Raw genomic sequence first — 13,875 nt, forward strand, 5'->3', positions numbered from 1 at the left:
TCACTTTAGCGGCTAGCGACACCATTGCCCGGTAAAGGTTCAATCTGCTACTTCCGGGCGCTCCTGCGGCGATAATAGGCCAGTGCAGCGCTGCCATCGCCGCGCTCGACAGCCGCCTATAGAAGTATGGCGTATGCTCGCTGACAGGGGGGCGCCCCATGGGCGCTAGGCCGCGAAACTGGCCAAGGAGCAATGGAAGTGGCAAAGCGTTCGTCTGGTATTGGGGTCGTTCTGTGGCTTTTATTCGGCGCACTGCTTCTGATCCTGGTGGCGCCCCTGGAGGTCTGGATTGGACTGGCCGTGCTCGGCTTGCTGGGCTGGATCGGGTATCTGGTCATCCGCTTTCTCGTCGACTACGCCAGCGCGCCCAAGGCCCATCCATCCCAGCCACAAGAACAACACGAACCGACGCTGGCGGAACTTATCGCACAGCGTTCACCTCCTACCCCCACCCGGACGCCGGTAATAGCGGCGGCACCGACTCAACCCGCTAACTCAAGGCCGGCGGCCGCACCCCCATCCCTGCCTCCGTCCCGCTCGCAGGAGACGGAAGAGTTCTACGCCGCCCCCGCAAGCGCACAGCGCCCTTTGTCTCATACCCTCCCTGAGCTTCCCTCGGGCTTCGGGGAAGGACGCTGGGTTCCACGCGGAGAACATGTGCGGGTAGCCGGCGTGGATCTGATCGGGGGCATGATCTATGTGGGTTCGCGGCTGAAAGCCCCCGCTGGCGGCGTCGACCCTTGCCTCATCAATGGCCACCTCACAGTGGCGAAGGTGGGCAATTACCGCCAGCGCCAGATGGGCTATTGGCCAAGCTATTCGGAGGCCAGCGCGAATGAGCGGCGCGCCTACCTGTCCTGGCTGTCAGAAGGGCGCACTCACCCTGACTGTGACATTGGCTATGTCTTCCTGTTCTTCTATGGCCTGGAACGACGGATCATCGTCGATGCGCACGATCCCGCGACCAAGGCCGATTGGCCGGCGATCGCCATCGAGCTTCGGCGACTGCTTGCGATCTACGGAGATAAGTCGAATTCGTTTAAGCGCTACGCCAGCGAGCTACTGAGCTGGGTCGAACTTGGCCAGACTTCCGGCCCGCTCTACGAGCAGCCTATCCCCGACTTTCCCAGGACCTACGAGCTCCCTCCATATGTGCGCCTGGCACTCGGCCAGGCTTCACTGGCGAGAGCTCCCCTACCGGCTCATCTGGCGCTGGCATGGCTGCGGTTGAGCCCGGAGATACAGCTACGCACGGCCGCCACTCGCTGCCCCAGCGAATTCGAGCGCCTGTTCGTCCAGCGTTATCACGAAGTTATGGGGGCGGGGCTCGTCTTGCCCAAGAACCGGACCAAACTGAAGTTCACCTACCAGGCCGCCTCATCCGGTTTGCGCGGGGCCAACATCTCCCTGACCTTCGGTGACACGCCGGATGTCACAGCTCTCACCGCTCCCATCCAGAAGCTGGCCGAAATCGCCAACCAGTGCACCGACGACCTTGGGGCTTACAGCCGGCTCGTCGGAAAAGACCCTGACGCTGCCAGTGGCCTGGAGGGACTGTTGCTGCTGCCTGCCAGCCTATGGCCGGCTCCCACTCAAGCGCGCCTGCGGGGGCTCACCGATCAGATGCGTGAGGGGCGCCTGTCGCTGTCTCTGCGAAAGCTGCTGGACACTCTCGATGCAGGGAAAGGCCCGATCAACCGCGATCGCGTGCGGGCGCTGGCACGAGCACTGGAGGGCGCCGAGATCGGCTTCGAACCGCATGTGCTGGCCGGTGCCCGGGCTCCCGGGGAGGCCGATATCGTGGTGCTCTTCGCTCAGCCGATGACGGAAGCCATGGCCGGAGCTGGCTCCCACTACCAGACGGCCGCACTCACGCTACAGCTGGCCTCGGCCATGGCCCAGGCCGATGGCGACTTCAACGAACGAGAAATCGCCCACTTGCGCACCGAGATCGATGCTTGGTCGCACCTGATGCCGGCGGAACGTCGACGGCTGCAGGCGCACCTGCAATGGCTGACCGGCTCGCCGCCCACACTGACGGGCATGAAGAAAAAGCTGGAACCCTTGCCGATCTCGGCCCGAGAAGCGCTTGCCGCATCCATGGTCACACTGGCCCAATCCGACGGCTTCGTCTCGCCGGAAGAGGTCAAGTTCCTTGAGAAGGTCTACAAGGCACTAGGGGTCGAGCCAAAGCGGGTCTTTAGTGATGTCCATGCTGCCGGTGCCGGCGGTGCGCCGGTGTCCACTGCCCAAGCCGAGAAGCAGGGCTTTCGACTGGATACCGCCCGCATTGCCGCCTTGCAAGAAGACACCGCCCGCGTCTCTGAGTTGCTCTCGAAGATCTTTATTGAAGAAGCCGTAGCCGCTCCGCCATCTGTGGCTGCTGAGCCCGAACCAACCCCGGAGGCGTCCGCCCCGCTCGGCCTGGATGAAAACCACGCGGCACTACTACGCCTGTTGCTATCGCGTCCGGAATGGACACGGGCGGAGTTGGAGGACGCGGCCGCCGACCTGGATCTGATGCTCGACGGCGCTTTGGAACAGATAAATGAGGCGGCTTTCGATGCCTTCGATGAGCCGCTGTGCGAAGGCGACGACCCTGTTGCTGTGAATACCGAACTCTTAGAGAAAATTGAAGCATGACCACGCCAATTCGTCCCAAAGACCGCGATACCGTCATCCAATCCTTGCGTGCCGGCGTGGTTCCCCGCGCGGGGCAACATTTGATCCAGGTCGCTCGCGGCCGCGAAATTGAAGCGCTGGTCGCGGATATTGACCGCGTCGCCGATGGCGGTTCGTCGTTTCGCTTCGTGATTGGCGAGTATGGCGCCGGCAAGACCTTTTTCCTGAACCTGATCCGCGCGATCGCGATGGAGCGAAAGCTGGTGGTGGCCAGCGCAGACCTCAATCCTGATCGTCGGCTCCACGCTTCCGGAGGCCAAGCCCGCTCGCTGTATGCCGAGCTCATGCGCAACCTGTCCACTCGGACCAAGCCTGAAGGCGGTGCGTTGGCCGGGGTGGTGGAGAAGTTCATCGCGACCGCCAAGTCCGAGGCTAAGGCGCAAAGCAGCGCGACCGAGCAGGTCATCCGCTCCAAACTCGAACAGCTCTCCGAGCTCGTCAACGGCTATGACTTCGCTGAAGTTATCGCCGCCTACTGCCGGGGTTCTGAGGAAGGCAATGAGCAACTGAAATCCGACGCGATCCGCTGGTTGCGCGGCGAATTCTCCACCCGGACCGATGCTCGCGCCGCGCTGGGCGTGAGGAGCATTGTCGACGACGCCTCCGTCTACGATCAGCTCAAGCTGGCGGCTCGCTTCGTGCGCTTGGCCGGCTACTCGGGATTGTTCGTGTGTCTGGACGAACTGGTCAATATTTATAAGCTATCCAATACGCAGGCCCGTAGCTCAAACTACGAGCAGATCCTACGCATGCTCAATGATTCGCTTCAGGGCACAGCCGTGGGGCTAGGCTTCGTTCTGGGGGGCACCCCCGAATTCCTGATGGATCCGCGCCGCGGCGTTTACAGCTACTCCGCGCTGCAAAGCCGCCTGGCACAGAACGCCTTCGCAACCGGCGAGCTGGTCGACTACACGGGACCGGTCTTGCGCCTGTCGAGCCTGACCCTTGAGGATTTCTACCTGCTGCTGGGCAAGATCCGCCATGTTTATGCCGGCGGCGACAGCGCGCGCTATCTGCTCCCCGACCCCGCCATCGCCACCTTCATGGAGCACTGCGCCAATCGCATCGGCGACAGCTTCTTCCGCACCCCTCGCACCACGATCACTTCCTTCATCAATCTGCTCGCCGTCCTGGAGCAGAACCCGGGCACGGAGTGGCAGAACCTGATCGGTGAGGTCACGGTTGAAGCCGATCACGGCGGCGACAGCGATCTATCGGTCGATCCGGACGACGAGTTGGCGTCGTTCAAGCTCTAACCCGGCGATGTCAGTCTCCAAAGCATTTCTGCAGCTGGATGCCCGGATCCAACACTACCTGTGGTCCGAGGGCTGGGGCGCGCTGCGTGAGGTCCAGGAACTGGCCATCCCGCTCATCCTGCCGGCAGACCAGGATGTTATCGTCGCGGCGAGCACGGCCTCCGGAAAAACCGAGGCAGCCTTTCTCCCGGCGCTGACTTACCTGCTCCAGCAACCTCAAGCCGGACTGATCGTCTACATCAGTCCGCTCAAGGCCCTCATCAACGATCAGTTCGGTCGTCTGGATCGATTATGCGAGAACCTGGATGTCCCGGTCTGGCCTTGGCACGGGGATATCACCGCAACCAGCAAACGCAAATTCCTGGCCAAGCCCGAAGGCGTGCTGCTGATTACCCCGGAGTCATTGGAGGCCACTCTGTGTAACCGCGGGACCAGTGTGGCGGGCTTGTTCGAAAACACCACCTTCGTGATCGTCGATGAGCTCCATGCCTTCATTGGTTCCGAACGCGGCAAGCAGCTCCAATCGCTACTGCATCGTATCGATGTGGCGCTAGGCCGTCACGTGCCGCGCATCGGGCTGTCGGCGACCTTGGGCGACATGAGCTTGGCCGCTCAATTCCTGCGGCCGGGCCGATCCGCTGCTGTGGTTGATACAGGATCAGCCGCCTCACCATTGCTCATCAAGGTCAAAGGCTATGAAGAACCGATCGAGTTCCGGGCAGCAGGATCACAGGCAGACGCGAACACCGTCCCGGCCTCGAAGGCCATCGCTCAGCACCTGTTCAAGGTCCTCCGAGGATCGAACAACCTAATCTTCCCCAACCGGCGTCAGGAGGTCGAACGCTACACCCACCTTTTGAATGATCTGTGCGAGCAAGCCAGGGTGCCCTCGGAGTTCTGGCCGCACCACGGCAACCTGTCCAAGGAAATCCGCTACGACACCGAAACAGCACTGAAGCAGCGCGAGCGCCCTGCTTCGGCCGTGTGCACCAGCACACTGGAATTAGGTATAGATATCGGGGCGGTCAAGAGCGTCGTCCAGATCGGCGTGCCGCCCTCGGTGGCCAGCCTACGCCAACGCCTGGGGCGGTCCGGCCGGCGGGAGGGCGAGCCGGCGATTCTGCGCGGCTATGTGATTGAAGACACCCTGGATGAGCACTCCAGCCTCCAGACGCGGATGCGGATCGATACCGTGCAAACGGCCGCGGTGGTGTCCCTGCTCATCGAACACTGGTTCGAACCGCCGGCCGTGCGGGGCGCCCATTACTCCACCCTGGTTCAGCAGTTGCTGTCGGCCATCGCACAATACGGCGGCCTTACCGCCGGACAGGCTTTCGCGCTGCTGTGCTCGCCCCACGCTCCTTTCGATGGCATTTCCACGGAAAGCTTCGCCGAACTGCTCAGGACCTTGGGACAGAAGGAAATTCTGATCCAGGACCACTCGGGGCTGTTGCTCCATGGACGGATCGGCGACCGGATCGTCAACCATTACTCGTTCTACGCCGCCTTCGCCAGCGATGAGGAGTTCCGCATCGTGTCCGGCGACAAAGCGCTGGGAACGCTGCCGATTGTTCAGATGGTGTCGCCCGGCCAGCGCATCCTATTCGGTGGGCGGACTTGGGAGGTCCAGGATATCGACGAGGCCCACAAGACCATCTATGTAGCGCCCGCCAAGGGCGGCGCGCCGCCATTGTTCAGTGGCGGCATCGGACGGGTACATACGCGTGTTCGGCAGCGCATGCGCGAGCTCTACCTCGGCGATGAAACGCCCGGCTATCTGGACGGACAGGCGCAGCGCTTTCTCGATGAGGGACGGGCCGCCTTCCACAGTCTGGCCCTGGCTGACACGATCATGCTCAACCAAGGGAGCGACGCTCTACTGCTTACCTGGCTGGGCGATGCAGCCAATGAGGCGATTGCCTGCTTGCTGACGGCGCGCGGCGCCACCGCCTATGCCGCGAGCTTAGGGGTCGAGGTGCAGCGCTCCGGGCGCAGTCTGGACGACTTCGCAGACTTGCTGGCCGATATCGGTTCGGAGCCCACCCCCGCGGTCGACGACCTGCTCGCAAAGGCCAGCAACCTGGCAAAGCAAAAATGGGACGAGTTGCTGTCGCCCCGATTGCTTCGAGAGACTTACGCGCGCTCCAACATCGATCTGGATGAGGCGATGGCCTGGATCCGCGCCAAATTCAGCGTCCGGTCGCCTGTTGAGACACCCTCATCGCCATGAGCACGCTGCACGAACGATTACAGCGCAGCACCTATATCGCCCTATTTGGACGCGGCGACGCCAGCGGGCTCACCCTCGCTCAGCTGATCAGTGTTGTCCTCATCCTGACTTCCGTGACGGTTGCCGTGGTGGGCACTGAACCCGTGGTGGTCGCCGCCTTTGGACCCACGTTGCGTAACTTGGAGACGGGGTTCGTCATCGCCTTCTCCTTTGAATATCTGATGCGGCTTTGGGCGGTAGGGGCCAATCCCATCTACAAAGGGATGTCCGGTCGGATCAGATACGCGCTGAGCTTCTACGCACTAATCGATCTTCTGGCGATCATCCCCTTCCTATTCGGGTGGGGCGCCCAGTCTTTGCTGGTCCGTTTGCTGCGCTTGTTCCGGTTGCTGGCACTGTCCCGGTTGATCCGATACTCGCAGGCGATGCGGATCGTGCTCGGAGCCATGCTGGAGCGTCGCTACGAGCTGACCTTCTCCATGGCGCTATCAGCATGCGTCATTCTGCTGTCGGCAGGCGTCCTCTATTCGGTGGAAGCCGACACCAATCCTGCGGCCTTCGGATCCATTCCGCGGGCGATCTGGTGGTCGGTGACGACCCTGACGACGGTGGGCTATGGGGACGCCGTTCCCCGGACTGTTCTTGGACGCGTGTTTGCGGCTTTGACTGCCGTCGCTGGCATTGGCCTAATCGCCATGCCCACCGGCATCTTGGCGGCAGCCTTCTCCCAGGCGTTCAAGAATGTCAAGGACCAGGATCGGACGCGAAGCCAAGGGCCAACCGGCAATACACAGTACTGATGTGGCGCTATAGCTGCGTGAACAGGCACCTGGCCAAACCTCCATGTCGATAAGCGACAAGGTGGCCTGGACACAAATGGCTCCTCGAACGAGTCCTTTGAGTGACCAGTTCCAGAACCCAGCCCGTATAGATACTCCGTATTCGATCAAAGAGTCAGATCGATGCGGGAAAAGATGGAGCGGGTGATGGGAATCGAACCCACGCTAGCAGCTTGGGAAGCTGCAGTTCTACCATTGAACTACACCCGCGCGAGGGGCAAGTCTATGCCCGGCGCCCTGCCCTGGCAATCGGTGCCGGGCGCATGCCGGGACAGATGTCCCGGCATGGCGACGCAGTCGACCGACTTGCTTAGAAGCTCCTGCCGAGCGTGACGAACAGGCTGGCGGCGTGGTCGTCGCCGCGCTCCAGCGTGGCGCTGCCGCCGATGTTGGCTTCCAGGCCGAACATCGGCACCTGGGCGCCGATGGTGAGGCTGCCGTAGTTGCGGTCCTGCTCCAGGCCCGGCACCGCGTAGTCGAGCGTGCCCGGCAGGGTCTGCACGTGCGCGAACACCTGCTCGTCGGCTTCCTCGAACTGGTGGTCGTAGGTCAGCCTGGCGTAGGGCGTGAACCCGGAATCGGCGCGGTAGCTGGCCTGCCAGCCGAGGCTGCCGATCAGCGAGTCGTAGCTCTGGTCGCGGTAGGACAAGGCGGTGGAGAGCTCGCCGTTGTTCTCGCGATAGCCGTCCACGTCGATGCGCTGCGCGGTGAGGCTGAGCACCGGGCCATGCTGGAAGGGCGCGCTTTCCTCGCCGAGGTTCCAGCCGGCGTTGACGGCGAAGGTGACGTTGTCGCCGTCCGGCGATCCCTTGTGGCGGCGCATCGCCGGGCCGAGGTGCACGTCGCGCTGGACGTCGAAGGCGAGCTTGGTATAGCTCAGCTGCCCGTTCACCCACAGGCCCTGCTCGCCGTACCAGGCGGCGAAGCCGCCCAGGGTGGCGTCGGACTGGGTGAACTTGCCGCGATTCAGGCCGAAGTCGACGCGGCCGCGGCCGTAGCCGGCGAAGCCGCCGAACACGAAATCGCCGCGCGTCCAGTCCACGCCGCCCAGCAACGCGGGCACCATGCCGTCGTAGCGGTCGCCGTCGCCCACGCGCTGCGAATCGGCGCGCAGGTTGGTCCACCAGCGGGCGCCCTCGCCTTCCGGCTTGGCGCCCAGGTGCCAGGCCACGGCGTCGGCGCGGCCGCGGCCGATGCTCTCGGCCGAGCGCGGCAGCACGGCGATCTGGCGCGGTCCTTCCAGCACCGACAAGGCGTAGTCGGCGAGGATGCGGTGCGACTTGCTCGACGGGTGCACGCCGTCGGCGAAGGCGTAGGCGTCGGGCGCGTCGGGCGCGGCGTAGCTGAGCGGGCTGCAGGTGAGCGACTGCGCGGTGATCTGCGGGTTGCAGCCGGTGCCGGTGACGTTGTGGATCCCGAACGGCGCCGGATTGGCGACCACCTCGCGGATCAGGTTGAAGGTATCCAGCGGGATCACGCGCAGGCCGGCCGAGGCCAGGCCGTTGTAGAGCGCGGCGTTGTAGGTCGCGGCCAGTTGGCTGCCCGCAGCCTGCTGCGCCGGACCGCCGGCGCGGAACTGCGGCGTGCTGCCGAGATCGGGGATGTTGGGCACGAGGATGTACTGCGCCCCGGCGTTCTTCAGCGCGGCGATCACGCCGATCTGCGCGCCGACCGCGGTGGCGATGCTGGAGGGCGGCGCCTCGCCGCGGGCGATGGCGAACAGGTCGTTCGGGCCGCCCCAGACGGTGTACAGCGCGTTCGGGTCGGCGCGCCCGCCATGGGCGGCGAGATAGTTGTTGGTCTGCGTCATCAGCGACGGGATCGGGCCGAGCGCGCCGCTGCCTTCGGTGCCGGTGCGCGCGCCGCCGACGGCGTAGTTGCTGCCGCCCTGGTTGTCGCTGACGGCGTTGGTGCCGTAGAAGTCGGCCAGCCATTCCGCCCAGACCAGGCCGGGGTTGGTGGTGAAGCGTCCGAGCAGGGCGCCGTTGGGGCCCACCGCCTGGATCAGCGCCGGGCGGAAGTGGCCCGAGTCGGTCAGGCTGTCGCCGATGAACACGGTCTGGGAATACGGATGGTCCTGGGCCAGGGCGGGTGCCGCGGCCAGGGCGAGCGCGGCCGCGAGGACGCAACGGGTGGGACGGGACAGCAACGGCATGTAAGTCTCCTTGAACGGACGGCGCCCGGCGCGGCCGGACGTATGGCGGCCATTATCATGCACTGCAGCATGGGCTCACGCTGCGCTGCGACATGACGGGTGCGGCGCGCGGCCCGAGCGGCGACAATGGCCGCATGAACATTCTGCTCAACGGCGACGAGGTCGCCCTGCCCGACGCCACGCCCACCATCGCCGCGCTGCTGCACGCCCAGGACCTTGCCGAACGCCGCGTCGCGGTCGAGGTCAACGGCGAGATCGTGCCCCGCGGCCGCCACGCCGATTACGCGCTCAGTCCGGGCGACCGCGTCGAAATCGTGCACGCGTTGGGAGGGGGGTGAGCAACCGCGCCCAGCCGATGCCCTATCGGCATCGGCTGCGGTTGCGAACGCCCGGCCAGGATGGCCGGGCCGGACGTTCCGAAGCCTTTCTGTCGCGCCATGGATGGCAGCAGCGTGCTCGTCGAAGATGGCATATCCCCATAGATCAGCTTTCCCCTGGCATCCACCAGGATGACGCGACACCCCTACCGCCCCACCTCCAGATACACCGGATTCCCCAACAACCACAGCTTCCCGTCCCCGCCCCGCACATCCACCCGCAGCCAATGCGGCTTGCCGTCCCCGCGCCACGAGAAGCGCAATTCCTGCTCGGCGCCCTCGATCCCTGGCGCGTCGATCGGCGCGATCACCACCCCATCCCGCACCACCTCCACCCGCCCGCCGGCGGCATTGCCGACGCGGACCACAAAGTCCGCCGTGGCCCCCGGCGCCACCGCCAGCGCATCGCCCATCCCCGCCCGCGCCGTGCCGCTGCGCGCATCGACTTCCAGGCGCCGGTCGCGACTGCCCTGCACGTCGACGAAGGCGTGGCCGGCGCGCAGCCCTTCCAGCAGCGCCGGAATCGAGAGCGCGCTTGCCCGCACCACCGTCGTCGGCATCCCGACCGGGCCGCCGCCGGCTCCCGCCTGGCGCTGGCCGGCATCGTGATTGTCGCTGCCGCCGATGGCCGTCAGCCGGTGTCCGGCGTTGAGCAGCGACTCCCAGAAGGGAATGCCCGAATACGGCGTGTCGGCGTCCATGCCGTTGACGACCTCGACCGCCTGCAGCAGCGCCGGATCGGCCTGCGGCCGCGCGGTCCAGCCGCACCCCATGCAGATCTCGCCCGACGGCCGCACCGGATGGTTGATCGACACCACGCCGCGCAGCGCCGCCGCCTCGCGCAGCAGCGCGTTCCAGTCGCGCCCGCCCTCGACCACGCGAAAATCCAGCGGCGCCACCGGTCCGATCAGGTTGGCGTGGCCGCTGAACGTGGTGATCTCGCGCCCCGGCACCAACAGCAGGCGGTCGAAGTACGGCTGCAGCTCGCGGATCGCGTTGGCCTGCGACGTGGTGTTGTGGTCGGTGACGGCCACGAAATCCAGGCCGCGCGCCGCGGCAGCCTGCGCGGTGAGGAATAGCGGGCACGGCACCTTGCGTCCGCCCTGGCTCCGGCAACTGCCGTCGCTGTGCGCGTCGTGCATGTGCAGGTCGCCCCGGTACCAGGCCGCCTCCTCGCGCAGCGGCGGATTGGCGACCGACGGCTGCCAGTAGGGGTCGCGTTCGCCGCCGAACCAGATGCGCGCCGTGTAGTCCGCGCCGGCATCCTTGCGGATGTTGGGGATGCCCAGCAGCAGCGACCAGGTCCCCGCACGGATCGGGCCGGGCGCGTAGGACGGCGTGGCATCGGTCGCCGACACGGTGAACTCCGCCTTGTTGCCGCCGCTCCAGCCGCGGAAACCGTCCTGGCCGCGGAACCCGTCCGGCCCCAGCAGACCGAGGTCGATGGTGGTCTTCTCCTCGCGCCCGCCGTATTCGAACTGCACGGTGATGCGCGCGGTGCCCGCCGGCACCTGGAACGGCAGCAGCCGGTAGCGCTGGTGGTCGGCGCCGGACATGGCGCCGCGCAGCACCAGGTCCGGCGCACGGTCTTCGGGCGCCGCGCGCGCCTGGGCCGATGCGCCACCGGCCGCCAACGCGACGGTCAGCGCGAGCAGGCAGGAGAAGATCCTGGCGGCGAGGTCCATGCCGATCAGAACTTGTACATCAGCGCCAGGCGATACGACCGGCCCAGCAGGGGACGCGCCAGGAACGTGTTGGCGCCGGCGTCGGCGCTCTGCAGCTCGCCGGCGCGCGGATTGCCCTCGGTGAGGCCGAGCGAGTTGTTGAGGTTGTCGGCGTAGAGGAACAGCGACAGCTCCGGCGTCGCCTGCCAGCGCGCGCTGGCGTTGACCACGTCGTAGGACGGCAGCCGCACCGAGTTGGCGGTGTCCACGAAACGCTCGCCCTCGTATTCGTAGGCGACCTGCAGCCGCAGCCGGTCGTCGAACAGGTTCACGCCCGGCACCACGCGGAAGCTGTTCTTGGGCACGCGGATCAGCTGGTTGCCGACGTAGTCGCGCAGCACCAGATTCCCGCCCGACAGTTCCTGGTAGCGCAGATCGCGGTACTGCGGGTCCTGCACGGTGGCGGTGAGCTGCAGGTCGAACCAGGGGGCCGGGTACCAGCTGCCTTCCAGCTCCAGGCCGAAGGTGCGCGTGCTGGCGTAGCCCGACTCGGTGACCTGCTTGTTGTCGAGATCGAATTTCGTGTTGCTGAAGCCGACGTTGTCGTACTTGGTGTAGAACAGCGTCGCGAACAGGTCGAAGCTCTCGTCGCTGTACTTGTAGCCGATCTCGCCCAGATCCATCGTCTGCGTGTCGGCAGGCTTGTCGTTGGCCGCCTGGCATTCTGGCTGAGTCAGAAATCTCGTAACGCCCGAAGAATCCGTGATTTTCTTCTGGTAGCAATCGGAATTGCGGGTGATGTAGCTGGACAGGTTCGGCAGGCGGAAGGCCGAGGTCCAGCGCGCGAACAGGCCCGAATGCGGCGAGAACTGCCAGTTGGCGCCGATCGTCCAGCCGGTCTTGTTCGAATCCAGGTCGTAGCGCAGGAAGTCGCCGCTGCCGGTGAGCACGGCGGCCGTCGCCGGCGTGCCCAGCCTGGCCTCCCTGCGCAACTCGACCCAGCCCTCGGTCGCCACCTTCTCCCAGCGCACGCCGGCATCGATGCGCAGCCTGTCGCTGACCTGCCATTCGTCCGACAGGTAGAACGCCTGGGTGGTGGAGCGCCCGCTGGCGTTCTCCCATTCGTAGCCGTAGCGGTAGATGCCGTGGTCGGTCACGGTGGCGAGCGGATTGCCGGCGGCGTCGACCGCGACCAGGTCGAGCAGGCGCGCGTTGTCGCGCACGTCCAGCAGCACGTTGGAGGAGTAGCGGTCGAAGTCCTGGTCGAAGCGCGCGTAGTAGTAGCCCAGGGTGACGTCGTGGCTCTGCCCGCCGAAGTCGAAGTTGCGCATCACCCGCGTGTCGTTGATCCACTCCTTCACCGGCATGGTCACCCCGCGCAGACCGCCGACCGCCATCAGACCGTTGCCGTTCTGGTTGGCCGGATCGAACGCCTGCGCCGGATCGTTGGCGTAGCGCAGCCGCCAGCCGGTCGCGCCGGGAATCGTCGCCAGCAGATTCTTCACCGCCGTCTGCTCGAAGAACTTGGGCGCGCTGGAAAGCGAGAGCGGAAACGCGCCGTTGCGCTGGGTCCGCGTGTCGCTGTAGCGCAGCGCCTGCGCCAGCTTCCAGCCGGCACCCAGCTCGTAGTCGAACTTGAGCGTGTACTGGTCGCGCTCGACCTCGGTACCGAGGCTGTTGTCGAAGTCGTACCAGCTTCCGTCGCCCTGCAGCATGCGCACGCGCTGCGTCTCGGGTCCGGCCATGGTGCCGTAGTGGCCGTCGAAGCCGGGCACCGCGCGGATCCTTCCGCCGGCATAGGTGCGCATCGGGATCGGCAGGAACAGCGCCACCCGGTCGTCCATGCGCTTGTAGTCGAAGCCGAAACGGCCGCGTTCGAAGTCGCGGCTCAGGTTGATGCGGTACTGGCCGCCGTGGTTGGCCTGGAAGCCCGGGTCGCGGATGCCGTCGTCGCTGCGCATGAAGCCGCCGACGCCAAGCTTCCAGCCGCCGCCCAGCGGCGTGCCGAAGAAGGCGTCGTAGCGGGCCAGGCCGTAGTCGCCGACCGTCATCTTGAACGTGCCCTCGGCCTGGTCGCCGACCACGCGCGGGACGAAGTTGATCGCGCCGGCCGGGGCGTTGGAATAGAACACCGACGAGGGGCCGCCGCGCACCACCTCGATGCGCTCGATGGTCTCGTCCAGGCGGAAGGCCTGGTCGCCGTTGAGGTAGCCCAGCGCCGGATCGTGCTGCACCGGCACGCCGTCCTCGAGGAGGGTCACCGAGCCGTAGCCGTCGACCGGGATGCCGCGGGCGCGGATGTTGCCGCTGGCCTCGCCGCCGGAGGCCTCCACCCAGAAGCCGGGCACCGATTTCATGGCCTCGGTCACCGAAGTCGGCGCCTGCAGGCGCAGCCGGTCCTCCTCGATGCGGGTGATCGAATAGCTGGTCTCGGCCTTGCTGCGCTCGCGGGTGCCGGAGCGGCCGGTGACGACGATCTTGTCCAGCTGGACGGTGCGGTCCTGCGGCGCGGCGGCGGCGTCGGGCGCCGACCCGTCCGCGGCGACGTCCGGCTCGGCGGCGTGGGCGAAGGGGGCGGCGGCGGCGCTCAGCGCGAGCGCGAGACGGATCGCGCCGCGCAGGGGGCGTGGCTTGCGGAGCATGGGGGATGCCTTGGAAATGAACGGGGGCTG

Annotated in this window: 8 protein-coding genes and 1 tRNA gene; 5 read left to right on the forward strand and 4 right to left on the reverse strand. The window is 65.9% G+C overall.

Annotated features, from left to right (window positions below):
• The first annotated feature begins 192 nt into the window (after positions 1-192).
• Genes MD221_RS10210 through MD221_RS10225 form a run of 4 tightly spaced genes read left to right on the forward strand, consistent with a single transcriptional unit; the run spans position 193 to position 6,968 of the window.
• Entirely contained in the window at positions 193-2,643 is a 2,451-nt protein-coding gene (locus MD221_RS10210; protein WP_242111557.1) for a tellurite resistance TerB family protein, read from the forward strand.
• Positions 2,640-3,938: an ATP-binding protein gene (locus MD221_RS10215; protein WP_242111558.1), complete on the forward strand. Its 1,299-nt coding sequence runs from the start codon at positions 2,640-2,642 to the stop codon at positions 3,936-3,938. The genes MD221_RS10210 and MD221_RS10215 overlap by 4 nt, the downstream gene beginning before the upstream one ends.
• 7 nt (positions 3,939-3,945) lie before the next feature.
• A complete protein-coding gene (locus tag MD221_RS10220; RefSeq protein ID WP_242111560.1) occupies positions 3,946-6,168 on the forward strand; it encodes a DEAD/DEAH box helicase in 2,223 nt (740 codons plus the stop codon).
• Positions 6,165-6,968, forward strand: a complete 804-nt coding sequence (locus MD221_RS10225; RefSeq protein WP_242111562.1) for an ion transporter — start codon at positions 6,165-6,167, stop codon at positions 6,966-6,968. Before MD221_RS10220 ends, MD221_RS10225 begins: the two co-directional genes overlap by 4 nt.
• A gap of 175 nt (positions 6,969-7,143) precedes the next feature.
• Here MD221_RS10225 and MD221_RS10230 read toward each other — a convergent pair.
• Together MD221_RS10230 and MD221_RS10235 are read right to left on the reverse strand one after the other, a co-directional pair.
• Positions 7,144-7,217: transfer RNA gene (locus MD221_RS10230), tRNA-Gly, on the reverse strand.
• Positions 7,218-7,317: 100 nt separating this feature from the next.
• Positions 7,318-9,162, reverse strand: coding sequence for an autotransporter domain-containing protein (locus tag MD221_RS10235; protein ID WP_242111563.1), 1,845 nt, complete (start codon positions 9,160-9,162; stop codon positions 7,318-7,320).
• Positions 9,163-9,296: 134 nt separating this feature from the next.
• Between MD221_RS10235 and thiS the strand changes: the two genes are divergently transcribed.
• A complete protein-coding gene (gene thiS, locus MD221_RS10240; protein WP_242111564.1) occupies positions 9,297-9,500 on the forward strand; it encodes a sulfur carrier protein ThiS in 204 nt (67 codons plus the stop codon).
• Positions 9,501-9,685: 185 nt separating this feature from the next.
• Here thiS and MD221_RS10245 read toward each other — a convergent pair whose 3' ends face one another.
• Together MD221_RS10245 and MD221_RS10250 are read right to left on the reverse strand one after the other, a co-directional pair.
• Positions 9,686-11,224 carry a CehA/McbA family metallohydrolase gene (locus MD221_RS10245; protein ID WP_242111565.1) on the reverse strand — a complete coding sequence of 513 codons (1,539 nt, stop codon included), beginning with the start codon at positions 11,222-11,224 and terminating at the stop codon, positions 9,686-9,688.
• 5 nt (positions 11,225-11,229) lie between these two features.
• Complete coding sequence (locus MD221_RS10250) at positions 11,230-13,845, reverse strand: TonB-dependent receptor (RefSeq protein ID WP_242111566.1); 2,616 nt, start codon at positions 13,843-13,845, stop codon at positions 11,230-11,232.
• Positions 13,846-13,875: the final 30 nt, after the last annotated feature.

The organism is Luteimonas aquatica (assembly GCF_022662575.1).
In the GTDB taxonomy this organism is placed as follows: Bacteria; Pseudomonadota; Gammaproteobacteria; order Xanthomonadales; family Xanthomonadaceae; genus Luteimonas; species Luteimonas aquatica.